General features: G+C 65.9%; 22 protein-coding genes. 15 read left to right on the forward strand and 7 right to left on the reverse strand.

Features of this window, described 5'->3' with window-relative positions; genetic code table 11:
- Positions 1 to 24: 24 nt before the first annotated feature.
- The 4 genes from ACODS4_RS21660 to ACODS4_RS21675 all read right to left on the reverse strand — a co-directional run bounded on the left by ACODS4_RS21660 (position 25) and on the right by ACODS4_RS21675 (position 3,885).
- Positions 25 to 903: an ABC transporter permease gene (locus ACODS4_RS21660; RefSeq protein WP_488867425.1), complete on the reverse strand. Its 879-nt coding sequence runs from the start codon at positions 901 to 903 to the stop codon at positions 25 to 27.
- 5 nt (positions 904 to 908) lie between these two features.
- The gene (locus ACODS4_RS21665; protein ID WP_488867427.1) at positions 909 to 1,673 is read right to left on the reverse strand and encodes an ABC transporter ATP-binding protein; all 765 of its coding nucleotides are present in this window, start codon (positions 1,671 to 1,673) and stop codon (positions 909 to 911) included.
- A 78-nt stretch (positions 1,674 to 1,751) separates the two neighbouring features.
- A complete protein-coding gene (locus ACODS4_RS21670) occupies positions 1,752 to 2,771 on the reverse strand; it encodes an ABC transporter substrate-binding protein (RefSeq protein ID WP_488867429.1) in 1,020 nt (339 codons plus the stop codon).
- Between the two features lie 166 nt (positions 2,772 to 2,937).
- Entirely contained in the window at positions 2,938 to 3,885 is a 948-nt protein-coding gene (locus ACODS4_RS21675; RefSeq protein WP_488867431.1) for a LysR family transcriptional regulator, read from the reverse strand.
- A gap of 313 nt (positions 3,886 to 4,198) precedes the next feature.
- On the opposite strand from ACODS4_RS21675, the gene ACODS4_RS21680 reads away from it, so the two are divergent.
- From ACODS4_RS21680 to ACODS4_RS21740, 13 genes are all read left to right on the forward strand, one after another.
- The gene (locus ACODS4_RS21680) at positions 4,199 to 5,548 is read left to right on the forward strand and encodes a M20 family metallopeptidase (protein WP_488867433.1); all 1,350 of its coding nucleotides are present in this window, start codon (positions 4,199 to 4,201) and stop codon (positions 5,546 to 5,548) included.
- A 48-nt stretch (positions 5,549 to 5,596) separates the two neighbouring features.
- Positions 5,597 to 6,373 (forward strand): class II aldolase/adducin family protein, encoded by a 777-nt coding sequence (locus ACODS4_RS21685; protein ID WP_488867435.1) that lies wholly within the window; start codon positions 5,597 to 5,599, stop codon positions 6,371 to 6,373.
- A gap of 89 nt (positions 6,374 to 6,462) precedes the next feature.
- Positions 6,463 to 8,097: an ABC transporter substrate-binding protein gene (locus ACODS4_RS21690; protein ID WP_488867437.1), complete on the forward strand. Its 1,635-nt coding sequence runs from the start codon at positions 6,463 to 6,465 to the stop codon at positions 8,095 to 8,097.
- Positions 8,098 to 8,292: 195 nt separating this feature from the next.
- Positions 8,293 to 9,273 (forward strand): ABC transporter permease, encoded by a 981-nt coding sequence (locus ACODS4_RS21695; RefSeq protein WP_488867439.1) that lies wholly within the window; start codon positions 8,293 to 8,295, stop codon positions 9,271 to 9,273.
- On the forward strand, positions 9,273 to 10,124 hold the full coding sequence (locus tag ACODS4_RS21700) for an ABC transporter permease (RefSeq protein ID WP_488867441.1): 852 nt from the start codon (positions 9,273 to 9,275) through the stop codon (positions 10,122 to 10,124). The genes ACODS4_RS21695 and ACODS4_RS21700 overlap by 1 nt, the downstream gene beginning before the upstream one ends.
- A gap of 46 nt (positions 10,125 to 10,170) precedes the next feature.
- On the forward strand, positions 10,171 to 11,835 hold the full coding sequence (locus tag ACODS4_RS21705) for an ABC transporter ATP-binding protein (protein ID WP_488867443.1): 1,665 nt from the start codon (positions 10,171 to 10,173) through the stop codon (positions 11,833 to 11,835).
- Positions 11,832 to 12,809, forward strand: coding sequence for a ketopantoate reductase family protein (locus ACODS4_RS21710; protein ID WP_488867445.1), 978 nt, complete (start codon positions 11,832 to 11,834; stop codon positions 12,807 to 12,809). The genes ACODS4_RS21705 and ACODS4_RS21710 overlap by 4 nt, the downstream gene beginning before the upstream one ends.
- Before the next feature lie 357 nt (positions 12,810 to 13,166).
- A complete protein-coding gene (locus tag ACODS4_RS21715) occupies positions 13,167 to 14,417 on the forward strand; it encodes a Zn-dependent hydrolase (protein ID WP_488867447.1) in 1,251 nt (416 codons plus the stop codon).
- 26 nt (positions 14,418 to 14,443) lie between these two features.
- Positions 14,444 to 15,493 carry a histone deacetylase family protein gene (locus tag ACODS4_RS21720; RefSeq protein ID WP_488867449.1) on the forward strand — a complete coding sequence of 350 codons (1,050 nt, stop codon included), beginning with the start codon at positions 14,444 to 14,446 and terminating at the stop codon, positions 15,491 to 15,493.
- Positions 15,490 to 16,401 (forward strand): DMT family transporter, encoded by a 912-nt coding sequence (locus ACODS4_RS21725; protein WP_488867451.1) that lies wholly within the window; start codon positions 15,490 to 15,492, stop codon positions 16,399 to 16,401. The genes ACODS4_RS21720 and ACODS4_RS21725 overlap by 4 nt, the downstream gene beginning before the upstream one ends.
- Positions 16,402 to 16,526: 125 nt before the next feature.
- The gene (rraA, locus tag ACODS4_RS21730; RefSeq protein ID WP_488867453.1) at positions 16,527 to 17,021 is read left to right on the forward strand and encodes a ribonuclease E activity regulator RraA; all 495 of its coding nucleotides are present in this window, start codon (positions 16,527 to 16,529) and stop codon (positions 17,019 to 17,021) included.
- A 201-nt stretch (positions 17,022 to 17,222) separates the two neighbouring features.
- The gene (acnB, locus tag ACODS4_RS21735) at positions 17,223 to 19,817 is read left to right on the forward strand and encodes a bifunctional aconitate hydratase 2/2-methylisocitrate dehydratase (RefSeq protein ID WP_488867455.1); all 2,595 of its coding nucleotides are present in this window, start codon (positions 17,223 to 17,225) and stop codon (positions 19,815 to 19,817) included.
- 19 nt (positions 19,818 to 19,836) lie between these two features.
- Complete coding sequence (locus ACODS4_RS21740) at positions 19,837 to 20,442, forward strand: hypothetical protein (protein ID WP_488867457.1); 606 nt, start codon at positions 19,837 to 19,839, stop codon at positions 20,440 to 20,442.
- Between the two features lie 219 nt (positions 20,443 to 20,661).
- Here ACODS4_RS21740 and fghA read toward each other — a convergent pair whose 3' ends face one another.
- Positions 20,662 to 21,519, reverse strand: coding sequence for an S-formylglutathione hydrolase (gene fghA / locus ACODS4_RS21745; protein WP_488867459.1), 858 nt, complete (start codon positions 21,517 to 21,519; stop codon positions 20,662 to 20,664).
- An 8-nt stretch (positions 21,520 to 21,527) separates the two neighbouring features.
- A complete protein-coding gene (locus ACODS4_RS21750; RefSeq protein ID WP_488867461.1) occupies positions 21,528 to 22,646 on the reverse strand; it encodes an S-(hydroxymethyl)glutathione dehydrogenase/class III alcohol dehydrogenase in 1,119 nt (372 codons plus the stop codon).
- 126 nt (positions 22,647 to 22,772) lie between these two features.
- Here ACODS4_RS21750 and ACODS4_RS21755 point away from each other — a divergent pair, with 126 nt between their 5' ends.
- Together ACODS4_RS21755 and ACODS4_RS21760 are read left to right on the forward strand one after the other, a co-directional pair.
- The gene (locus ACODS4_RS21755; RefSeq protein WP_488867463.1) at positions 22,773 to 23,672 is read left to right on the forward strand and encodes a LysR substrate-binding domain-containing protein; all 900 of its coding nucleotides are present in this window, start codon (positions 22,773 to 22,775) and stop codon (positions 23,670 to 23,672) included.
- 84 nt (positions 23,673 to 23,756) lie between these two features.
- Positions 23,757 to 24,287: a hypothetical protein gene (locus ACODS4_RS21760; RefSeq protein WP_488867465.1), complete on the forward strand. Its 531-nt coding sequence runs from the start codon at positions 23,757 to 23,759 to the stop codon at positions 24,285 to 24,287.
- Between the two features lie 59 nt (positions 24,288 to 24,346).
- Here ACODS4_RS21760 and ACODS4_RS21765 read toward each other — a convergent pair whose 3' ends face one another.
- Complete coding sequence (locus tag ACODS4_RS21765) at positions 24,347 to 25,003, reverse strand: energy-coupling factor ABC transporter permease (protein ID WP_488867467.1); 657 nt, start codon at positions 25,001 to 25,003, stop codon at positions 24,347 to 24,349.
- Positions 25,004 to 25,025 lie beyond the last annotated feature (22 nt).

Genomic DNA, 25,025 nt, shown 5'->3' on the forward strand with positions numbered 1-25,025 from the left:
GGACGGTCAAGGGGAGATGGCGGATCAGTTGTGGACGCCCCAACGCTGGAGCGTGCGCCGCTCGATGGTGCGGAAGACGAGGTTTTCGACGATCAGGCCGATGATGATGACGGTCAGCAGACCGGCGAAGACGGCGGGAATGTCCAGCAGGTTGCGGTTTTCAAAGATGAACCAACCCAAGCCGCCCTGCCCCGACGACACGCCGAACACCAGTTCCGCCGCGATCAAGGTGCGCCAGGCGAAGGCCCAGCCGATCTTCAACCCGGTCAGGATCGACGGAAAGGCGGCGGGAATGAGGATCATGGCGACGTAGCGGAAGCCCTTCAGCCCGTAATTCCGCCCGACCATCCGCAAGGTGCGCGACACGCCGAGAAAACCGGAATGGGTGTTCAACGCCACCGCCCACAGCACCGAATGGATCAACACGAACACCAGACTGCCGTTGCCCAAGCCAAACCAAATCAGCGCCAGCGGCAGCAGGGCGATGGCGGGCAGCGGGTTGAACATCGCCGTCATGGTTTCCAGGAAATCGGTGCCGACCTGGGTGTTGATCGCCACCATGGTCAGGGCCGCCGCCAGCAGAATCCCCGCCGTGTAGCCCATCAGCAGCACCTTGACCGAGGTCAACGCGCGGGCGGGCAACGTGCCGTCCTGAATCCGCTCCATCATCGTGGTCAGCGTGTCGGTCAGGGTCGGGAACAGCAACGGGTTGTCGAGGGTGCTGGCGTAGACCTGCCACAGCAAGGCCAAAACCAGGATCAACAGCGTCTTGCGAACCGCGCCGTTGCCCCACAGCCGTTCGGCGAGGCTGAGCTGGCGTTCCACCGCGCTTTCGGCGGCGTGGTTGTCGGTGTGGCTGGCGGCGTCGGCCACCGTGTGCATCTGGATGCGCGCTTGGCCCATCGGGCTTACTCCCTGTGACCGGGTTCGGCGAACAGAAGATCGTGAATGTGCCGTTCCAACTGCGCGGCGCTGCCGTCGGTGGCCGACACCTGATCGACGTCGCTCACCTCGGCCTTGACCCGGCCCGGATGGGGCGACAGCAGCAGGATGCGGTTGCCGATCTTGATGGCTTCGGCGATCGAGTGGGTGACGAACATCACGGTGAAGCGCGTTCCCTCCCACAATTGCAAAAGCTCGTCCTGCATCTGGCGGCGGGTCAGCGCGTCCAGCGCGGCGAAGGGTTCGTCCATCAGCAGGATGTCCGGCTCCATCGCCATGCCGCGCGCGATGGCGACGCGCTGCTTCATGCCGCCCGACAAGGTGTGCGTGTAGCTGTCGATGAATTTGGTCAGCCGCACCTTGTCGAGATAGGCCCGCGCCCGGTCCCGCGCCTCCGCCTTGCCCATGTTGCGGGCGACGCAGAGCGGGAACATCACGTTTTCCAACACCGTCTTCCAGGGCAGGAGCTGGTCGAACTCCTGAAACACCATCATGCGGTCGGCGCCGGGTTCCGTGACCTCGCGCCCCTTGATGCGGATGGTCCCTTCGCTGGGTTTGTGATAGCCGCCCACCGCCTTCAGCAAGGTGGATTTGCCACAGCCCGACGGCCCCAGCAGGACGAAACGGTCCGAACTGTTGACCGAGAAACTCACCCGCTCGGTCGCGGTGACAAGGGAGGACGGCGTTTTGTAGCGCAGCGTCACCGCGCTGACGTCGAGGAGCGTGGACATGCGTTCAGCCTGCGGAAGAAATGCGGGAGAGGCGGCCGGGCGGCGCCAACCGACGCGCCCGGCCTGAACAGGAAGGCGTCAGCTTCCGTTCCGGTCATACGCGGTCGGCAGGTAATAATCTTTCCACGAGGTCGGCATCGTCTTGATCGTGCCGATCTTGTGCAGATGGGCGGCGAAGATCATGGTGCCGTGCGGCGTGGGATCGAAATTCATCATGCCCGGCTGTTTCAGCATGGCGAGCAGATCGGGCAACGGCGTCTTGTCGCCCGACGCCTCGCGGTATTGCGCCACCGCCTTTTCCGTGTCGTTGACCAGCAGGTCGATGGCTTCCAGCGCCGCCGCCTTGATCGCCAGAACCGCCTTGGGGTTGGCGTCGGCGAATTTGGTGGTGGTGAACAACTGCGCCTGGCTGATGCCGCCGGGGATGATGTCGGTGGAATCGGCGACGACGTAGGGGTCTTCCAGCGTCTTCATCTCGTAAAAGGTGAAGGGCGGGGCGGCGAAGTGGCTTTTCACCTCGTGCGTCGGGTTGGCCATGGCGGCGGCGGCGTCGGAATGGCCAAGCTGCACCGTGTTGGCGTCCAGCTTCGACCATTGGTCCGGCCCAAACAGCTTGGCCGCCGCGATCTGCAACAGGATGGCCTGGGTGGACACCCGCACCGTCGGCACCGCGATCTTGTCGGTCGGGCCGTAATCCTTCAGCGAGCGGATTTTCGGATCGCGGGTGATGAGCGTCACCGGCTGGGCCGAGGTGCCGATGATGCCCTTGACCCCGCCCTTGGTGCGGTCCCACAGCAGCAGCAGATTGCCGACGCCGGTGTTCAGCACATCGACGCCGCCGGACAACAGCGCGTCGGTGGCGGCCCCGCCGCCGGAAAAGGCCACCCAATTGACCTTCAGATTGGGCAGGCCGAGCTTTTCGGCCTGCTTCTCCACCAGCTTGTTTTTCTCCATGATGTAGGTCGGCATGTAGAAGATGCCGGGCTGGCGGGTGATCGAAATTTCGGATTTCTGCTGGGCCTGCGCCGTCCCGGCCAAGCCGAACAGGCTGGTCAACGCCGCAATCCCCACGCACAGCCGTGCAAAGCGCCCCGTCATTTCTCTGTTCCTCCCCATGTGGCGTTTCCAGGCGCAAGGCGTTCCCGCCCCGGCGCCGTCGGCGTGTTCGCCGTTGAGAAAAACACTAATGCATTAGTGCATCGAATGGAAGGGGGATTGTTTGGCACGCGTGCGAAATATGCCGGATCGGAACCGCCGCGCCCCGTCAGGCCGACGCGGCGGCGGTCCGCAAATAGTCGAGGAAGGCGCGTTCGGCCCGGTTCAGCTTGCCTTGTTCGTTCCAAATCAGATGGATGTTCACCGGGGCGATGCCCTCGTAGGGCGGCAATTCCCACAACAACCCGTCGGCGACGTCGCGGGCGGCGATGTGGTCGGGCAGCGGGCCGATGCCCAGACCGCAGGTTATCATCCGCCGCACTTCCTCCAGATTGGCCGAGGAGGCGATGACGCGCCCGGCGAATCCTTCCCGCGCGCGGAACAGGGTCAGCGGCGACAGGGCGCCGTCGATCTGGTCGGAGGTGAAGGAGACGAAATTCTCGTGGCGCAGTTCGGCGATGTCGATGTCGCGCCGCCCGAACAGGCGGAAATCCGGCCCGCAATAAAGCCGATAGGTCTGGCGCAGGAACACCACGCTGGCCAAGCCGGGAATCGGTTCGCGCAACAGGCAGATCGCCATCGCGCCGACCCGCTGTTGCAAGGCGATGTGGGCGTCGGCGGACACCATCACGTCGATGCGGAACGTCACCTTCGGGTACAGGTGATGAAACTCGCGCAGGGAGCGGTCGAGCCGGTCGGTCTGGATTCGGCTGGTCATCAGAAGATGGACATGGCCGCTGACCTCGTCCTTGACGTCGCGCACCAGGGCGCCCAGGCGCGACACGGTGCCGTGAATCGCCACCGCCTCGTCATAGACCTGCTCGCCCGCCGCCGTGATGACGAAGCGCCCCGGCCCCCGGTCGATCAACGGGCGGCCCAACTGCTCCTCCAGCCGTTTCAGGGCCAGACTGACGGCGGGTTGCGTCAAAAACAGGCGGACGCCCGCCTTGGTGATGCTGCCCTCCTGCACAATCACCATGAAGGTGCGCAGCAAATTCCAGTCAAGCTGTTGGCCCAAACGGGCCAGCGCGTGGCGCTCCGCCTCGGATTCCGTCACGTCGGCGCTTCCCTTGTCCGTGCCTGAAAGCGCGCCATCCCGCGCGTTGACGAAAATCTAAGCACATGCCGCGTCACTGAGCAACTGCGGCATAAATCAGATTCATGGGGCAAATCAAAAATGCTTATTTGCGCGATGGTCTTTCCCCAGCGCCTAATCGCTCCATTGAGCCGTCAAACAAGCGAAATCAGGGCGCAACAAAAATTCACTCGCATGATCGACCTATCCCAAAAGACAGGGGGCCGATCATTCAGCCTGATCTTTCCCCCGCGATCCAAAGGCGACGAAGGTCTGACGCCGCAAAGGAACAGGAATGAGCACGACTCAGCCCAACCGCGCCAAAGACGGGAAAATCCCGCAGATCGGCAATCTCGCCGTGCCGGACGCGGGCCTGCGCGCCGCCATTCTCGACGCCGCCGACGCCGCGCAGCCGGATTGCGTCGCCCTGCTGTCCAATCTGGTGCGCCAACCCTCTCTGTTGGGGGCGGAGGCCGGGGCGCAAGCCCTGATGGCCGACCGCTTCGCCACGCTGGGTCTGGAGCTTGACCGCTTCACGGTGGACGAGGCCGCGCTCTCCAAGCTCCCCGGCTTTTCCCCGCCCGTCCAACCCGGCGCTTACGCGGGGCGCGAGAACGTCGTCGGCGTCCATCGCCCGCGCAACCCGACCGGACGTTCGCTGATTTTGAACGGCCACATCGACGTGGTGCCGACCGGCCCGGCGGAACTGTGGACCAGCCCGCCCTTTGAACCGCGCGTCGCCGACGGGCGGCTGTATGGGCGCGGCGCGGGCGACATGAAGGCGGGAATCGCCGCCTACACCAGCGCCTTCGCCGCCCTGCGCCGCCTGGGTTATCAGCCCGCCGCGCCGGTCTATCTCCAGTCGGTGATCGAAGAGGAATGCACCGGCAACGGCGCGCTGGCCTGCCTGCATCGCGGCTACCGCGCCGACGCCGCCGTCATCCCCGAACCCTTCAACCACACCCTGTCCATCGCGCAGGTCGGGGTGATGTGGGTGCAATTGGCCGTCACCGGCACGCCCGCCCATGTGCTGGACACCAGCGCCGGGCGCAACGCCATCGAAGCGGCGTGGGCGCTGGCCGGGCATCTGAAGGCGTTGGAAATCCGCTGGAACGAGCCGGGCCGCCGCCATCACGCCTTTTGCGGCCACGCCCACCCGATCAACATCAATCTGGGGCGGATCGAGGGCGGCGAATGGGCGTCGTCGGTGCCGACCCGCTGCGTCGTCGATCTGCGGCTGGGCTTCTTTCCCGACGAAGATCCGCGCGCCGTGCGCGACGAGGTGGCCGACGCCGTGACCCGCGCCCTGCGCGACGATCCGGCCCTGTCCGGCGTCGCCGCCGAACTGATCTGGACCGGCTTCCAGGCGGAGGGCTGCGCCATCGACCCGGCCCACCCGCTGCTGACGGCGCTGGCCGATTGCCACCGCGCGGTGCGCGGGGACGAGCCGCGCCACGTCGCCCTGACCTGCACCACCGACGCGCGGTTCTTCGCGCTGTATGGCGACACCCCGGCGACCTGCTACGGCCCCGAGGCGACCCGCATCCACGGCCTGGACGAATCGGTGTCGTTGGACAGCGTGCGCGACGTCACCCGCGTGCTGGCGCTGTTCATCGCCCACTGGTGCGGGCTGGAGCCTGTTTGACGCCTCTGACCACCCTTCTCTCTCCGTGACCGACGAGACGACCCCGCCATGATCGCCACAGCCGCCCATCCCCCGCGCTCCACCCGCAACTGTTCCGATGTGGAATGGAAGGCCCGGACCGACCTCGCCGCCGCCTATCGCCTGTTCGACCGGCTGGGCATGACCGACCTGATTTACACCCACATGTCGGCGCGGATTCCCGACACCCCCGACCATTTCCTCATCAACCCCTATGGCTTGATGTTCCACGAGGTGACGCCGGACAATCTGGTCAAGGTGGACATCGACGGAAAGCTGATCGATCCCGACAGCAACCACGGAATCAACCCCGCCGGTTTCACCATCCACAGCGCCGTGCACCACGCCCGGCCCGACGTCGGCGCGGTCATCCATCTGCACACCGACGCCGGAATGGCGGTCAGCGCCCAGGCCGACGGGCTGTTGCCGATCACCCAGCATTCGCTGCGCTGGCACAACCGCATCGCCTACCATGATTACGAGGGCATCGCCCTGGATCTGGCCGAGCGCGAACGGCTGGTCGCTGATTTGGGCGGCCATCACAGCATGATCCTGCGCAACCACGGCCTGCTGACCGTGGGCCAGGACGTGCCGGAGGCGGCGGTCCTTATGTATTACCTGGAACAGGCCTGCCGCCAACAGATCATGGCTCTGTCGGGCGGTCGTCCGCTGGTCCACCCGTCGCCCGAGGTGTGCGAACACACCGCCCGCCAATACGAACACGCCTACCCGCGCGCCGGAGTCCTGGAATGGGACGCGCTGGTGCGCTGGCTGGACAGCACGACCGGCCCGACCGGGCCGCGTTAAGAATCGCGTTCAACGTTTCAAAAACAAGAAAAGCATCAGGGCCGCATCACCCCACCGCAGACGCTTCACCCGGAGACGAGGACACCCGCATGACACGACCGCTTCCCGCACTCCCCGCGCGCTTTCAACGGGCCGCCGCCGCTGGCCTGCTCGCCGCCGTTCTGGCGATTCCAGCCCTGTCCGGCCTGACCGCCCGCCCCGCCAGCGCGCAGGAGACGCCGGTCAAGGGCGGCGTCCTCAACAGCATCGTGCAGCCCGAACCGCCGACCCTGATGCTTGGCCTGAACCAGCAGGGGCCGACCCAGACCGTCGCGGGCAAGATCTATCAAAGCCTGCTGACCTACGATCAAAAGCTCAACCCCATGCCCTCGCTGGCGAAAAGCTGGACGGTGTCGCCCGATGGGCTGACCTACAGCTTCAAGCTGTTTGAAAACGTGACGTGGCACGACGGCAAGCCCTTCACCGCCAAGGACGTGGTGTTCTCCACCAACGTCTTTTTGAAAGAGGTCCACCCACGCGCCCGCGCCGTCTTCAGCCGCTGCGAATCCATCACCGCGCTCGACGATTACACGGTGGAATTCAAGCTGAAGGAGGCCTTCCCGGCCTTCCTGCAATCCTTTGAAGTGTCGTCGGCCCCGATGGTTCCGGCCCACATCTACGAAGGCACCGATTTCCGCGCCAACCCGGCCAACGCCACCCCCATCGGCACCGGCCCCTTCAAGCTGAAGGAATGGGTCAAGGGCAGCCACATCCAACTCGTCCGCAACGAGAGCTATTTCAAACCCGGCCTGCCCTATCTCGACGGCATCACCTTCCGCGTCATCCCCGACGCCGCCAGCCGCTCGCTGGCGCTGGAAAGCGGGCAGGTGCAGCAAACCCAATACAGCGATCTGGAACCTTTCGAGGTTCCCCGCATGAAGACGCTGGCCAATCTGGAATTCAGCACCAAGGGCTATGAGTTCGTCGCCCCGATGTCCTGGCTGGAGATCAACCACCGGGTCAAGCCGCTGGACGATAAGCGGTTCCGCAAGGCCATCGCCTACGCCATCGACCGCAAGTTCATCCGCGACAAGATTTGGTTCGGCCTGGGCCGCGTGCCCACCGGGCCGATCAATTCGGTGGTCAAATTCTATGACCCGAAGGTGACGATTTACGAACCCAACCTCGACAAGGCCAAGGCCCTGTTGGACGAGATGGGGCTGAAGCCGGACGCCAAGGGCGTGCGCACCACCGTCAAGATCATGCCGATGCCCTATGGCGAGACCTGGACGCGGCTGGGCGAGTATCTGAAGCAGGCGCTGGGCAAGGTCGGGATCGCCGTCACCCTGGAAAGCACCGACGCGGCGGGCTGGAGCCAGCGCGTGGCCAACTGGGATTACGAGATCACCACCAACTTCCTCTACCAGTACGGCGATCCGGCGCTGGGCGTCGCCCGCACCTACATTTCCGACAACATCCGCAAAGGCGTGCTGTTCACCAACACCATGGGCTATTCCAACCCCAAGGTGGACGCCCTGTTCGCCGAGGGCGCGCGCGAGGTCGATCCGGCCAAGCGCCAAACCCTCTACAGCGAGGTTCAGCAAATCCTGAGCGACGAGCTGCCCGTCGTCTGGCTGCTGGAGATGGAGTTCCCGACCTTCCTCGACAAGCGGGTGAAAAACGCCAACACGACCGCCATCGGCGTCAACGACACCTACGAGGATGTTTGGCTGGCGGCGAAGTAAAGCCTGAATCTCAAATCATCTATACCGCCTTGCCCCCTCCCTAACCCTCCCCCGCTTGTCAGCGGGAGAGGGGACTGCCGCCGCCATCCCCTCCACCGCCAAAGGCGGGGGAGGGAGGGACCCATGCTGTCAAGCATGGGAGGGAGGGGGCAAGGTCGCGGCATTTTTCGCACGCCGCAAGCAGGAGCCACGCCCATGCTGGGATTCGCCCAACTCTTCGCGAGCCGTCTGGTCAAGGCGCTTGCGATCCTGATCGCCATCGTGGTGATGAACTTCTTCCTGGTCCACGCCGCCCCCGGCGATCCGGCCATGGTGATGGCGGGGGAGGCCGGGGCGGCGGATGAGAAGTTCGTCGCTCAGTTGCGCGAGCAATTCGGCCTGAACCGCCCGCTCTACGAACAGCTCGCCACCTATGTCGGCAAGATCGCGCAGGGCGATCTGGGCTTTTCCTACCGCCAGCAACGGCCGGTGTGGAGCATTCTGGCCGAACGGCTGCCCGCGACGCTGATCCTCACGCTGACCGCCTTCGCGCTGGCGCTGGCCGCCGGGGTGGCGCTGGGCACGCTGGCCGCCATCACCGTCGGCACCTGGGCCGACAGCGCCATCACCGTGGTGGCGCTGCTGGCCTACGCCACGCCGATCTATTGGATCGGGCTGATGCTGAGCTTGCTGTTTTCCATCCAACTGGGGTGGCTGCCCGCCTTCGGCTACGAGACCATCGGCGCCGGTTACACCGGCTTGGCCCACGCCGCCGACGTGGCGCAGCATCTGATTTTGCCGGTCGTCACGCTGGCGCTGTTCTACATGGCCGGTTACGCCCGGCTGACCCGCGCCTCGATGCTGGAGGTGCGCGGGCAGGATTTCGTCAAGACCGCCAAGGCCAAGGGGCTGACGCCGACCCGCGTCGTCACCCGCCACATCCTGCGCAACGCCATCCTGCCGGTCATCACCGTGGCGGGCATCCAGGCCGGGCAACTGGTCGGCGGCTCCATCCTGATCGAGACGGTGTTCGCCTGGCCCGGCATCGGGCGCTTGGCGTTCGAGGCGGTGTTGCAGCGCGATTATCAAGTGCTGCTCGGCATTTTCCTGGTCACGTCCGTGATGGTGATCCTCTTCAACATCCTGACCGACATCCTTTACGGCCTTGTCGATCCGCGCATTCAGGCAGCCCGCTGATGAACGCCAACTCCTTCTGGGTCTTCTGGCGGGCCTTCGCCCGCAACAAGGGCGCCGTTCTCGGCCTCGTCATTCTGGCGGGCGTGCTGACGCTGGCGGTCTTCGCCTCGGTCTTCTTCCCCGGCGATCCGTGGGACATGGCGACCGCGCCCTTCCAGCCGCCGCTGTCGGACGGCGCGCCGCTGGGGTCGGACATGCTTGGCCGCGACATCGCGGCGGGCATCGCGCATGGCGCGCGGGTGTCGCTGCTGATCGGCCTGACCTCGACCGCCGCCGCGCTGGCCATCGGGGTGACGCTGGGGGCGCTGGCCGGGTTCCATGGCGGTTGGGTGGACGACGCCATCATGCGCTTCACCGAGCTGTTTCAGACCATCCCCAACTTCGTTCTGGCGGTGGTTCTGGTGGCGATCTTCACCCCCAGCCTGACCACCATCGTCGCCGCCATCGCCATCGTCAGTTGGCCGCCGCTGGCCCGGCTGGCGCGCGGCGAGTTCATGAGCCTGCGCAACCGCGAATTCGTCCAGGCCGCCATCACCACCGGCCAATCCAACAGTTCGATCATCCTGCGCCAAATCCTGCCCAACAGCCTGTCGCCGATCATCGTCTCGGCCTCCCTGATGGTGGCGACGGCGATTTTGCTGGAAAGCTCGCTCAGCTTTCTGGGCTTGGGCGATCCCAACGCGATGAGCTGGGGCTACATGATCGGCGCCGCCCGCACCGTGATCCGGCAAGCCTGGTGGATGAGCTTCTTCCCCGGTCTGGCCATCGTTCTGACCGTGCTGGCGCTCAATCTGGTGGGCGAGGGGCTGAACGACGCGCTGAACCCCAAGCTCGCCCGGTCGCGGGGCTGATCCGATGGACGCCTCTTTTCCCTCCCCTTCGCCGGAGACCCCCGCCATGACCACGCCTCTGCTTGACGTGCGCGGCCTGAGCATCGCGTTGCCGCCCGGCGCCGACCGCCCGTTGGCGGTGGACAATCTGACCTTCACCCTGAACCCCAACGAGATCTTGTGCGTGGTCGGCGAATCCGGCTCCGGCAAGTCGATGACCGCCCACGCCATGATGGGGCTGCTGCCGCACCCCCATGTGCGGGTGTCGGCGGGCAGCCTGCTGTTCAAGGGCCGTGACGTGCTGACCATGCCGGAGGCCGAGCAGCGCTCCCTGCGCGGCGGACGGATCGCCATGGTGTTTCAGGAGCCGATGACCGCGCTCAATCCGTTGATGCGGGTCGGGCGGCAGATCGGCGAATCCCTGCGCGAGCACACCAGCCTGCCCGCCGCCGGACGCCGGGCGCGGGTGGTGGAGCTGCTGGATCAGGTCGGCCTGCCCAACCCGGCGGAGCTGGCCGACGCCTACCCCTTCCGCCTGTCGGGCGGCCAGCGCCAGCGCGTCATGATCGCCATGGCGCTGGCCTGCCAGCCCGACATCCTGATCGCCGACGAACCGACCACGGCGCTGGACGTCACCACGCAAAAGCAAATCCTCGACCTGATCCGCGCGATCCAGGCCGAACGCCACATGGGGCTGATGTTCATCACCCATGATTTCGGCGTGGTGGCGGAAATCGCCCACAAGGTGGCGGTGATGCGGCACGGCAAACTGGTGGAGCATGGCTCCGTCGACGAGGTGCTGAACCGCCCGCAACACCCCTACACCCGGCAACTGATCGCCTCCGTCCCGCATTACATCGAACACCGCGCCGACCACGCCAAATCCGGCCCGGCCCTGCTGGTCGCCGAAAAAGTCCGCAAAGTCTTTCATGTCGGCGGCGGCCTGTTCAAGAAATCCAAAACGGTGGTGGCGGGCGACGATCTGTCCCTGACCATCCATCCCGGCGAAACGGTTGGTCTGGTCGGCGAGTCCGGTTCGGGCAAATCCACGCTGGGCCGCAGCATCGTCGGCCTCATCAAGCCGGATTCAGGCCGGATTTTGTTTGAGGGAACCGATCTGCTGTCGCTCGACCGCAAGGGCTTCCGCCCCTATCGGCGGGCGGTGCAGATGGTGTTTCAGGATCCTTACGCCTCGCTCAACCCGCGCCACACCATCGGCGACATCGTGGCGCAAGGGCCGGTGGCCTTCGGCGAAAACCGCGCCGCCGCCCTGAAGCGCGCGCGGGAATTGCTCGCCATGGTCGGGCTGGACGGCTCGGCGGCGGATCGTTACCCGCACGAGTTTTCCGGCGGCCAGCGCCAGCGCGTCGGCATCGCCCGCGCGCTGGCGATGGAACCGAAGCTGCTGGTCGCCGACGAACCCGTCTCGGCGCTTGACGTGTCGGTGCAGGGGCAGGTTCTGGAACTGCTGGACGACATCCGCAAGCGGCTGGGATTGGCGATGCTGTTCATCACCCACGATCTGCGCATCGCCGCGCAAATTTGCGACACCATCGCCGTGATGCGGCGCGGCAAAATCGTCGAGCTGGGCACCGCGCGGGAGGTCTTCACCCACCCGCGCGACGCCTACACCCGCAGCCTGCTGGACGCCATCCCCGGCAAGGAGTGGCAAATCCCGGCGGATCTGCGCCACGGCCCGGCGGGACCGAAGACCGTGGAGGTCTCAGCATGATGAAGGTCGCCATCATCGGCGCGGGCGCCGTCGGCGGCCTGCTGACCGCGCGGTTGAGCGCCACGGAGGCGGAGGTGACGCTGGTCGCCCGCTCCAACGCCGCCGCCGCCATCCGGCAAAACGGCCTGACCATGCTGACCCCGCAAAACCGGCTGGTCCGGCTGGCCCCGCGCGTGACCGACGATTCCCTGTCGCTGGGGCCGCAGGACGTGGTGATCCTGTGCGTCAAGGCGCACGCCCTGCGCGGCACGGTGGACAGCGTCACGCCGCTGCTGGGGCCGGACACCGCCATCGTGCCGATGGTGAACGGCGTTCCCTGGTGGTACCCGCACCGCCAACCCGAACCGCTGGCCGACCGCCCCTTGACCAGCGTCGATCCCGACGGGCTGCTCTGGCGCTCCATCGACCCCGACCGCGTGGTCGGGGCCACCACCTTCGTCGCCGTGGAGGGCGACGGGCCGTGCCGGGTGCGCCACGTCAACGACCAGCGTTTCGTCTTCGGCGACGCCGCCGACCGCGACCGTCCCGCCGTTGACGCCATCGTCAGCCTGTTCGGGCAGGCCGGTTTCCAGGCCGCGCGCGCCGACGACATCCGCGAAGCCATCTGGGTCAAGCTGTGGGGCAATCTGGCCTTCAACCCGTTGAGCGTGCTGACCGGCGCGACGCTGGGGCGGCTGTGCGGCGATCCCGGTTCGCGCGGGGTCGGGCGCGCCATGATGCTGGAGGCCAAGGCGGTGGCCGAGGCGCTGGGCGTCCGTTTCGCCACCAGCGTCGACGACCGCATCGCCAACGCCGCCGCCGTCGGCGACTTCAAAACCTCGATGTTGCAGGATTACGAGGGCGGGCGGCGGCTGGAGCTGGACGCCATCCTGGGCGCGGTGATCGAACTGGCCGAGCGGGCGCGGGTCGAGGTTCCGCTGCTGCGCGCCGTCCTGGCGCTGGTCGATCTGCGGGCGCGCGAACGGCCAAGCTGATCGCCGCGCCTTTGCCCCCTCCCCGACCCTCCCCCGCGTCGCGGGAGAGGGGGCCGAACGCCGCTTTCACCCCAATCCCCTCTCCCGCAACGCGCGGCTACGGCATTCACACATCGCCTCGTTTGGCAAAAGAGCGGAACGGAATGACTTTGGGGTTCGTCATCCCCGCGAAGGCGGGGATCCAGGCTTCATCACAGGGTTCGTTTTGGGAACTCTGGATCCCCGCCTTCGCGGGGATGACGGTTAGAGTCATTGACTTCCAATAGCTTGACTTGCTGAACGATGTGTAAATCCGGTAGCGCGTTGCGGGAGAGGGGGCCAGCAAACCCCACCCCGTCCGTTCCAGGAGCCTTTTCCATGTCCGTTCCCTCCAACCTGCCCATCAATCCCGAACGGCTGTGGGCCAGCCTGGCCGCGATGGCCGAAATCGGCGCGACGGCCAAGGGCGGAAGCTGCCGCCTCGCGCTCAGCGACGAGGACAAGGCCGGGCGCGATCTGTTCGTGTCCTGGTGCGTCGAGGCCGGGTGCGCGGTCGCCATCGACCGCGTCGGCAACATCTTCGCCCGCCGCCCCGGCAGCGACCCGACCTTGCCCCCGGTGGTGATGGGCAGCCATCTGGACACCCAACCGACCGGCGGGCGGTTCGACGGCGTTTATGGCGTGCTGGCCGGTCTGGAGGTCTTGCGGTCGCTGAACGACCGGGGCGTCGCCACCCGCCACCCGGTCGAGGTCGCCGTCTGGACCAACGAGGAAGGCTCGCGCTTTTCCCCACCGATGATGGGATCGGGCGTCGTCACCGGCGTTTTCGCGCTGGACGAGATCCTCGACAAAATCGCCCAGGACGGCGCCCGTTTGGGCGACGAGCTGGTCCGCACCGGCTATGCGGGCGACGCCCCGACCGACCACCCGATGCACGCCTATCTGGAGGCCCACATCGAACAAGGTCCGGTGTTGGAGGTCGAAGAAAAGGAAATCGGCGTCGTCGTCGGCGCGCAGGGCCAACGCTGGTACGAAGTCACCGTGACGGGGGTTGAGGCGCACGCCGGGCCGACGCCGATGCGCCTGCGCCGCGACGCGCTGGTCGCCGCCGCCCGCATGGTGACGGCGGTGCAGGATTTGGGGCTGGAGACGCCGGGCGACGCCTGCGCCACCGTCGGGATCCTCGACGTCCACCCGCATTCGCGCAACGTCATTCCGGGCCGCGTCTTTTTCACCGTCGATCTGCGCCACCCCAACGCCGACACGCTCGCCGCCATGGACCGCCGGTTCCGCGACGCGGTCGCCGCCATCGCGGAGGCTGCGGGCGTGCGCGCCGAGATCGCCGATTTCTGGCGTTTCCCGCCCACCCCCTTCAACCCGACGCTGGTGGACCGGGTGCGCGACGCGGCGCGCGGCTTCGGTTTCAGCCACCGCGACATTGTGTCGGGGGCCGGGCATGACGCGGTTTACGTCGCGGGCAAGGTTCCGACCGCGATGATCTTCATTCCCTGCGAAGACGGCATCAGCCACAACGAGGTTGAAAACATCGCCCCCGCCGACGGCGCGCGCGGCGCCGCCGTTCTGTTCGAGGTTCTGGTCGCCACGGCGGGATTCGCCCCTCGCCCCTAACCGTTCGATTGCCCGGAGTTCCCCCGATGAAATTCGTTCATCACCCCGACGCCGCCCTGCACCACCCGGCGATTTATTTCAACAAGGGCCAACTGCGCGCCCTGCCCGAAAAGCCGGAGCGGGTCGGGGCGTTGGCCGCCTTGATCGAGGCGCGCGGCGAAACCCTCATCCGGCCCGACGATTACGGATCGGCCCCGCGCGCCGCCGTCCACAGCCCGGCCTATCTGGCCTTTCTGGAAACCGCGCACGCCCGTTGGATCGCCGAGCCGGGCATGGGCGACGTGGTGATTCCCAACGTCCACCGGATGCAGCGCGTTCCCTCTTACCCCACCAGCATCGTCGGACAGGCCGGGTGGCACACCTTCGACACCGCTTGCCCGATCGACGCCCACACCTGGACCGCGACCTGCGCCGCCGCCAACGCCGCCATCCACGCGACCAAGCTGGTCGCCACGGGCGATGACCGCGCCGCCTACGCGCTGTGCCGCCCGCCCGGCCACCACGCCACCCGCGACATGGCGGGGGGCTTCTGTTACCTGAACCACGTCGCCATCGCGGCGGAATCGGCGCTGCCGATCCTGCGCGCCCAGGGCCGCGCCGGGCGCGTCGCCATCCTTGACGTGGACGTCCACCACGGCAACGGCACGCAGGATATTTTCTACGAACGCGACGACGTGTTTTTCGTCTCGGTCCATGGCGACCCGGCGGAGTTCTACCCGCACATGGCGGGCTACGCGCAAGAGCGCGGGGCCGGACGGGGCGAGGGCTACACCCTCAATCTCCCCCTGCCCATCGGCAGCGACGAGGCCACCGTGCTCGCCGCCATTGGGCGCGCTCTGGACGAGATCGCCCGCTTCGCCCCGGACATGCTGTTCATCTCGCTGGGCTTCGACACCTTCATCAACGACCCGCTGGCCGCCTTCGGCGTCACCACGCCCGGCTTTAAAAAGATGGGCGCGCGCATCGCCGCCGCCGGTCTGCCGACCGTGCTGGTGCAAGAGGGCGGCTACGCCGTGGACGACCTCGCCGCCAACCTCGCCAGCTTCCTGGATGGGTTTGAAGGCGTGACCGCATGACCGCGCTCTCCGCCGCCGCCAGCCCGCGCGATCCGGTGAAGTATCTGCTGATTGTGGCGATCAGCCTGTTTTGGGGGCTGAACTGGCCAGCGGTGAAAACCATCCTGACGCAGGTTCCGCCGTTGGGGCTGCGCGCCGTGGGCTTTACGGCGGGCGCGGTGTTGATGCTGGGAGCGGCGAAGCTGGCCGGGCATCGGCTGGCGGTGGACCGGGCGGAGCGTCCGGCCCTGCTGCTGGCCGGGCTGTGCAACGTGTTGATCTTCAACCTGTGCTCGGTTTTCGCCCAAACCCTGATGGCGACCTCGCAAGCCGCCATCATCGCCTTCACCATGCCGGTGTGGGCGACGCTGCTGGCGATTCCGCTGCTGGGCGAGCGTCCGGGGCCGCGCCAGATCGCCGGTTTGGCCTGCGGGCTGGCCGGGCTGGGCGTGCTGCTGGGACCGGAAGCCTTGTCGGCCCCGCCCGCCGCCCTGCTTGGTCCGGCTTTGATGCTGCTCGCCGCCGTGTCCTGGGCCGTCGGCACCATCGTGATGAAGGGCCGGGTCTGGCGGGCGCACCCGACCGTCATCGCCGGTTGGCAATATGTCGTCTGCGCCGCGCCGATGATCGCCGGGACGCTCCTGACCGAAACCGGCCCGGCGCTGACCGATCTGCATGGCGCGGTGTGGGTTGGCTTCGTCTGGCACATCGTCTGTTCGATCTGTCTGGCGCAAGCCCTGTGGTACGTCACCGTCCGCCGCCTGAGCGTGGGGGAGGCGGCGGTCAGCACCCTGTTGATCCCGGTGGTCGGCGTCAGCGGCGCGGTGGTCATTCTGGGCGATCCGCTGACCCTGCGGCTGGCGCTGGCCCTGGCGCTGATTCTGACCGCCGTGGCCTGCGTGCTGGGGGCCGGATCGAAAAAGGGCTGAGCCGCTGAAAAACGGCTGTGACGAACGGGCGGCGGTCGAATAGGCCGCACGCCTGCCCCTTGCGTTGGCCGGGGCTTTGGCGCAAAGACGTTCGGCATCGCTGTTCATCGCGCGGAGCCGCCGAAATGCCGTTTGTCGCCACCTGCGATCTGTTCGACACGTTCAAAGACTCCGCCCGCTTCCTTCAGCCGGGGCTGCGGGATTTCGGCGCGGTCACGCGCTTTTCCGGGACCGTCGTCACCGTCAAATGCGTGGACGACAATTCACGGGTCAAAGAGCTGCTGGCCACGCCGGGCGCCGGCAAGGTGCTGGTGGTCGATGGCGCGGGCAGCCTGCGCTGCGCCCTGATGGGCGACATGATCGCCGCGTCCGCCGTCAAGAACGGCTGGGCGGGCGTCGTCATCTGGGGGTGCGTGCGCGACGTCGCCGAACTGCAAAAACTCGATCTGGGAATCAAGGCGCTGGCGTCGACGCCGCGCGCCTCGACCCGGCGCGACCAGGGGCTGGTCGATGTGCCGGTCGAACTGCCGGGCGCGCTGGTCCATCCCGGCGACGCGCTGTTCGCCGACGAGGATGGCGTCGTTCTGTTGACCGCCGAACAAGCCGCAAGCTTGAAATAAGGCGATTGGCTGAAATGGTCATACCACGGACAGGTAATACCAGTAGAAAAACCACGCTTTGTTCATACTGATCTCTGCGTGGGAACAGGCGCCGCCCCTTGCTCTTTGATTTGAGCGGGGATATATAATCGCCATGAGTTCAAGCGGGCCGTCTGCCGGTGTTCACCCAAAGGGCGGCCTTTCATTATGAGGAACCCAGCCGTGCTCGAAGCTTACCGTCAGCATGCGGCCGAACGCGCCGCCCTTGGAATTCCGGCTCTGCCCTTGTCCGCCAAGCAGACGGCCGAGCTGATCGACCTGCTGAAGGCCCCCCCGGCGGGCGAGGAGGCGTTCCTCCTCGACCTCATCACCCACCGCGTCCCGGCGGGCGTGGACGACGCCGCCCGCGTCAAGGCCGGTTTCCTGGCCGCCATCGCCAAGGGCGCGGACAGCAGCCCGCTGATCTCCAAGGTCAAGGCGACGGAACTGCTGGGCACCATGCTCGGCGGCTTCAACGTTCAGCCGCTGATCGACCTGCTGTCCGACGCCGAATGCGGCGCGACGGCGGCGGACGGCCTGAAAAAGACCCTGCTGGTGTTCGATTTTTTCCACGACGTGAAGGCGCTGGCCGACGCGGGCAACGCCAACGCGGTCGCCGTGCTGAAGTCGTGGGCCGACGCCGAATGGTTCACCTCGCGCCCGGCAGTCCCGGAATCGCTGACGCTGACCGTCTTCAAGGTGACGGGCGAAACCAACACCGACGACCTGTCGCCCGCCCCGGACGCCTGGTCGCGCCCCGACATCCCCCTGCACGCCCTGGCGATGCTGAAGAACCCGCGCCCCGGCATCGAACCCGATGAACCCGGCGTGCGCGGCTCCGTCAAGCAGCTCGCCAAGTTGCAGGAAAAGGGCAATCTGGTCGCCTATGTCGGCGACGTGGTCGGCACCGGCTCCTCGCGCAAATCGGCGACCAACTCGGTCCTGTGGTTCACCGGCGAAGACATCCCGTTCGTTCCGAACAAGCGGTTCGGCGGCGTCTGCCTCGGCTCCAAGATCGCCCCGATTTTCTACAACACCATGGAAGACGCGGGCGCGCTGCCCATCGAGCTGGACGTCAGCAAGATGGACATGGGCGACGTGATCGAACTGCGCCCCTATGACGGCAAGGCGCTGAAGAACGGCGAGGTCATCGCCGAATTCACCGTCAAGTCGGACGTGATCTTCGACGAGGTGCGCGCTGGCGGTCGCATCCCGCTCATCATTGGCCGTGGCCTGACCGGTCGCGCCCGCGAGGCGCTGGGCCTGCCCGCCTCCACCCTGTTCCGCCAGTCGGCGACCCCCGCCGACACCGGCAAGGGCTTCACCCTGGCGCAGAAGATGGTCGGTCGCGCCTGCGGCCTGCCGGAAGGCAAGGGCGTTCGTCCCGGAACCTATTGCGAGCCGAAAATGACCACCGTGGGGTCGCAGGACACCACCGGCCCGATGACCCGCGACGAGCTGAAGGATCTGGCCTGCCTGGGCTTCTCCGCCGATCTGGTCATGCAGTCCTTCTGCCACACCGCCGCTTACCCCAAGCTGGTGGACGTGCAGACGCACCATGAGCTGCCCGCCTTCATCTCGACCCGTGGCGGCGTCGCTCTGCGCCCCGGCGACGGCGTCATCCACTCCTGGCTGAACCGCCTGCTGCTGCCCGACACCGTCGGCACCGGCGGCGACAGCCACACCCGTTTCCCCATCGGCATCTCCTTCCCGGCGGGTTCGGGTCTGGTGGCCTTCGCCGCCGCCACCGGCGTCATGCCGCTCGACATGCCGGAATCGGTTCTGGTCCGCTTCAAGGGCGCAATGCAACCGGGCGTCACCCTGCGCGACCTCGTCAACGCCATCCCGCTCTACGCCATCAAGGCGGGCCTGCTGACGGTCGAAAAGAAGGGCAAGAAGAACATCTTCTCCGGCCGCATCCTGGAAATCGAAGGTCTGCCGGATCTGAAGGTGGAGCAGGCGTTTGAACTGTCCGACGCCTCGGCGGAACGCTCGGCGGCGGGTTGCACGGTACGTCTCGACACGGCGCCGATCATTGAATACATGACCTCGAACATCACGCTGATGAAGTGGATGATCGCCAGCGGTTACGCCGAAAAGCGCACCCTGGAGCGCCGCATCAAGGCGATGGAGGCGTGGATCGCCGATCCGCAACTGTTGCAGCCGGACGCCGACGCCGATTACGCGGCGGTGATTGAGATTGATCTGGCCGACATCAAGGAACCGATCCTGGCCTGCCCGAACGACCCGGACGACGTGAAGACGCTGTCGGAGGTCGCGGGCGACAAGATCGACGAGGTGTTCATCGGCTCCTGCATGACCAACATCGGCCATTTCCGCGCCGCCGGGAAAATCCTCAACGGCAAGTCGGACATTCCGACCCGCCTGTGGATCGCCCCGCCGACCAAGATGGACGCGATGATGCTGAGCGAGGAAGGCTATTACGCCACGCTGGGCAAGGCGGGCGCGCGCATGGAAATGCCGGGTTGCAGCTTGTGCATGGGCAACCAGGCGCAGGTCCGCAAGGGTTCGACCGCCGTGTCCACCTCGACCCGCAACTTCCCCAACCGTCTGGGCATCGACACCCGCGTCTATCTGTCGTCGGCCGAACTGGCCGCCGTCGCGGCGCTGCTGGGCAAGATCCCGACCACCGAAGAGTATCTGGCCCAGGTCAGCGTGCTGAACGCCAAGTCCGCCGAAGTCTACCGCTACATGAACTTCGACCAAATCCCGACGTTCCAGGACGTCGCCGACACGGTCGAGGTCAAGGTCGCCTGACACGGTCCCACATGACCCGTTGAACGAAAACCCCCGCCGGATCGCTCCGGCGGGGGTTTTTGCTGCGCTGCAAAGCGATGAAGCAGCAAGAGAGGCGCCTCTGTGGCGACAGCAGACGGCGAGCATTTATTGGTGGAATGAAAAACAAAATTACATCAAAATCGGACAGGATTTGCACCTGCGCGAGCCTCCATTGACTCACAACGCCCTGATCCAACACCCAAAAGGTGGATTCAATTTCGGCTCAATTCCTGATTTGCCTAAGCACCACATTCCTGGTGGCGGCATCTATCTGAAAAGGGGCGTCCACCGCAGCAAAAACCGGGGGTTTGGCGTCGCCCATATTTGGGCCGAACATCAAAAGGACCTGATGCGGCTCGGCTACAGCCAAGAGAGCGACGTCGCCCGCTATGTCGCCGACATCATCCAAAACAGCACACCCATCTATTACGAAGGCGCTTCGATGAAAGCCCCTCGGGTTGCCGTTCTGCGCAGCCCTCTGGGTTTGCTGATTGCCGAACATCGCCCCTTGCAAGACCCGGCGTTGGCATATTCGGTCATCACCGCCTATCCAAAAGGGCAAGCTCATGGCGTTTTGGTGGGCAACATACAAAAGGCCCCCTGACGGGGGCCTTTCGGTGAGGGACAGTCGCAGCCCTTCCTTAGCTCTGGGGTTCGGAAAGTGATCCGGTGGATCAGCCCTGTCTGAGAAGAGAGTCAGCCTCTCTTCCTGCCAAAGTGTGGAAACCCAAGCGCTGACGGGTCAAACCAACAATGCGCAATTGCAATCCTCACTCAGAACTATACTCCAGAGCCCACCCACCGTCAATGAATCGACTCAGAATCACCCCAGCAACGCCGCCGCGTGGTGGCGCAGATGGTCGTCGATGAAGCTGGCGATGAAGAAATAGCTGTGGTCATAGCCCGGCTGCATGCGCAGCGTCAGCGGATGGCCGACCGCCTCCGCCGCCGCGACGAGGTTTTGCGGCTTCAACTGGGTTTCCAGAAAACTGTCGCTCGCCCCCTGGTCGATCAGGATCGGCAACCGCTCCGTCGCGTTGGCGATCAGGGCGCAGGCGTCCCACTCCGCCCAGCGCGCCCGATCCGGGCCGAGATAACGCCCCAACGCCTTTTCCCCCCACGGCACAGCCGCCGGGTTGACGATGGGGGCGAAGGCCGACACCGAGCGATAGCGTCCGGGATGGCGCAGCGCGCAGACCAGCGCGCCATGCCCGCCCATCGAATGGCCGGAGATCGACCGCCGGTCGTTGAGCGGGAAGGCGCGCTCCACCAGTTCCGGCAACTCCCGCGTCACGTAATCATGCATGCGGTAATGCGCCGCCCAAGGCTGTTCGGTCGCGTCCACATAAAAACCGGCGCCCAGGCCGAAATCCCACGCGCCATCGGGATCGCCCGGCACGCCCTCCCCGCGCGGGCTGGTGTCGGGCGCGACGATGGCGAGGCCGAGTTCCGCCGCCAACCGGAAGGCCCCGGCCTTTTGACAGAAATTCTCGTCGGTGCAGGTCAGGCCGGACAGCCAATAGAGCGCCGGAACCATCGCCCCCGCCGCCGCCTCGACCTGCGGCGGCAGGAACAGGGCGAAGGTCATGGCGCAGCCCAGCGTCGCCGATTCATGGCGCAGCCGCAGCAAACGCCCGCCGAACACGCGGGTTTCCGACAGTTGGACGACATCCCCGGTCATGATCGGACTCACTGGTTGTAGAGGATGACCGACCGGATGCTCTTGCCCTCATGCATCAGATCGAACGCCTCGTTGATGCGGTCCAGCCCCATGGTGTGGGTGATGAAGGTGTCGAGTTCAAACTCGCCCGCCAGATAGCGATCCACATAGCCCGGCAGCTCGCTGCGCCCGCGCACGCCGCCAAAGGCCGAGCCGCGCCACACCCGCCCGGTGACGAGTTGGAAGGGTCGGGTGGAAATCTCCTCGCCCGCCCCGGCGACGCCGATGATGACCGACTCGCCCCAGCCCTTGTGGCAGCATTCCAGCGCGGCGCGCATGACGTTGACGTTGCCGATGCACTCGAACGAGTAATCGACGCCGCCGTCAGTCATATCGACCAGAACCTCTTGGATCGGACGGTCGAAGTTTTTCGGATTGACCACGTCGGTGGCGCCCAACTGCTTGGCGATCTCAAACTTCGATTCGTTGATGTCGATGCCGATGATGCGCGAGGCCTTGGCCATCGTCGCGCCGATGATCGCCGACAGGCCGATGCCGCCCAGACCGAAGATGGCGACGGTCGATCCCGGCTCCACCTTCGCCGTGTTCATGACGGCGCCCATGCCGGTGGTGACGCCACAGCCCAACAGGCAGACCTTTTCCAGCGGCGCCGCCTTGTTGATCTTGGCCAGCGCGATTTCCGGCAGCACGGTGTATTCGGAGAAGGTCGAGGTGCCCATGTAATGGGCGATGGGCTGGCCCTTCAGCGAAAAACGGCTGGTGCCGTCGGGCATCAGGCCCTTGCCCTGGGTGGCGCGGATCGCCTGGCACAGGTTGGTCTTGCCCGACAGGCAGAATTTGCACGTTCCACATTCGGGCGTGTAGAGCGGAATCACATGATCGCCGACGGCGACGGAGGTCACGCCCGGCCCAACCTCCACCACCACGCCGCCGCCCTCATGGCCGAGGATGCAGGGGAAAATGCCTTCGGAATCCTTGCCCGACAGGGTGTAGGCGTCGGTGTGGCAAACGCCGGTGGCGACGATGCGGACCATCACCTCGCCCGCCTTGGGGGCGGCCACCTCGACCTCTTCGATCTCCAGCGGACGGTTGGCTTCCCAAGCGACGGCGGCGCGTGACAGGACCATGCGGGTTTCCTTCCCAAAGCAAAAACAACGGCGTTGGCGGTCAGTGTAAACCGGCGGCGGTCATTGCCAAAACGACGATTTCAGGGATAGATTTTTGCTGCATAGGGATAATGGAGCGCGCGCGGCATGAGCGGTTGGGACGGCATCGACGAGTTTGTGGCGGTGGCCGACACCGGCAGCTTTTCCCGCGCGGCGGAACGGTTGCGCGTCTCCTCCTCCCACGTCAGCCGCAGCGTGGCGCGGTTGGAGGATCGTTTGCAGGCCCGCCTGTTCTACCGCACCACCCGCAAGGTTAGCCTGACCGAAAGCGGGCGGACCTTTTTCGCCCGCTGCCAACGCCTGATCGACGAGCGTGACGAGGCGGTGCAAGCCATCGGCGATCTTCAGGGCGGCGGCGAGGGCGCGGTCAAGGGGTTGCTGCGCATGACCTGCGCCACCGCCTATGGCGAGCAATTCATCGTTCCGCTGGTCAACGACCTGATGGAGCGTCATCCCCTGCTGAGCGTCGAAATCGAGCTGACCAACCGCCCGCTGGATTTGGTGCAGGAGAGCTTCGATCTGGCGATCCGGTTGGGACGGTTGGGCGATTCCAGTCTGGTCGCCACCCGCCTCGCGCCGCGCGTCATGCATCTGTGCGCGTCTCCCGCCTATCTGGCCCGACACGGCGCGCCCGCCAACCTGACCGATCTGGCCGCCCATGATTGCCTGATCGGCACCGCCGACCATTGGCTGTTCGACGATGGCGGGCGGGATTGGTTGTTCCGCCCGCGCGGGCGCTGGCGTTGCAACAGCGGCTTTTCCGTGCTCGACGCCGCGCTGCGCGGCTTTGGCCTGTGCCAACTGCCCGATTATTACGTCAAGGCCCCCATCGCCGACGGGCGGCTTGCGCATCTGCTGCCACAGCACACCCCACCCAACACCGCCGTCTGGGCCGTCTACCCGCAAAAGCGCCACGCCCCGCCCAAGGTTCACGCCGCCATCCGCCATCTGAAGGCGGGGTTGGCGCGGCGGCCTGAATATCGCTGACACAGTCGCTATTAAGAATCATTTGCAAATAAAGCGCCCCGGTTTTACGCTCCGCCCCGTGTTCACCCCGAACCGGAGCCGTCGATGCCGACCACCCCCACCTTCTCCGACCACCGCAAGCGTCTTGCCGAACTCAAGACGGCGGAAAATCTGGTGGTGATGACCTTGCGCCTGTGGGCCGAACCGTTGCGGGATCCCGAAAAGGCGCATCCCCATTGGCAGGATGGTTTGATGGCGGCGGGTCTGTCCAACGACGCGGCGGTCGCCTTTGACACGGTGATGCGCGTCACCATCGCCGCCGCGCTGCGCCCGCTGGACGTTCACCGCCCGACCTGCCCGGCGCTGGGAACCGACGAGGCCCGGTTGCTCGGCATGATTCGTTTGATTCAACAGGACCAGCACGGCGACGCCGGGGTTTTGCTGGCGGATTGGCTGGCGATGTCGGGGGTCCGCATGGCTTTGGCGCCGCTGTGCATTCTGGCCCACGCGCTGGACCGCGCCGGTTTGCATCTGCCGACGCTGCATGACGGCGCCCCCGTGACCGGGCGGGTGATCGACTTCCCCGAATCCCGGCGGATGGTTGGCGCCGATCCCGGCTCCCGGTTGGTGCATTGATCGAACCGACGACGTCTTGTCCGTGCGACGCCGTCGGTCGATTTTCTACCGCGTTGGCGTCAAGCGAGCGCCAAGCGGTCCAGCGCGGTGACGCGACGCAGCGGGCTGGCGACGGTCAAACGATCAACGCCCTTCAACGCCACCCAGGTGAAGACCGGCTCGCACAGCACCAGCGGCAGATAGGAGGCGGCGAACAGCGCCCAATCGGCCAGCGGTGTGGCCTCTTCGCCCAGGAACAGCCAAAAGCCGACCATGGCGACCACGCCGGAATAATAAGCGGCGTCGAAGGCCATGATGCGCCGCCATGTGACGGTGGCCTTGGCCGCGCCCTCAGCGAAGAAGCGCTTGCCCACGGTTTCATGAACCGTGACCAGGGGCACGATCAGCGACAGGCTGTTGACGCCCAGATGCAGCAGATCCTGCGGCTCGAACAACACGCCTTGCAGCAGCAGGCCGATGGCGAATCCGAACAGAGTGGGCAGGAAGCCGAAGGTGAAATAGACGGCGGACGCGCCGATAAAATGCAGTTCCGACGGGCCGACCGGCAGATGGAAGATCTCCATGAAGATGGAAAAGAACAGCGCCGCAAAGGCGGTTTTAACCAGTTCAACTGGCTTGCGAATCAGCGCCGGGCTGTAAACGGCCAGCGCCGCCACCGCCGCGCTATTCGCGGCGGTGACTTTGACGGCGTCAAGGACGCCGGGTTCAATGTGCATGTGCGGATGTCCTGAGCGGTGA

The organism is Azospirillum sp. FG154, from assembly GCF_057809575.1.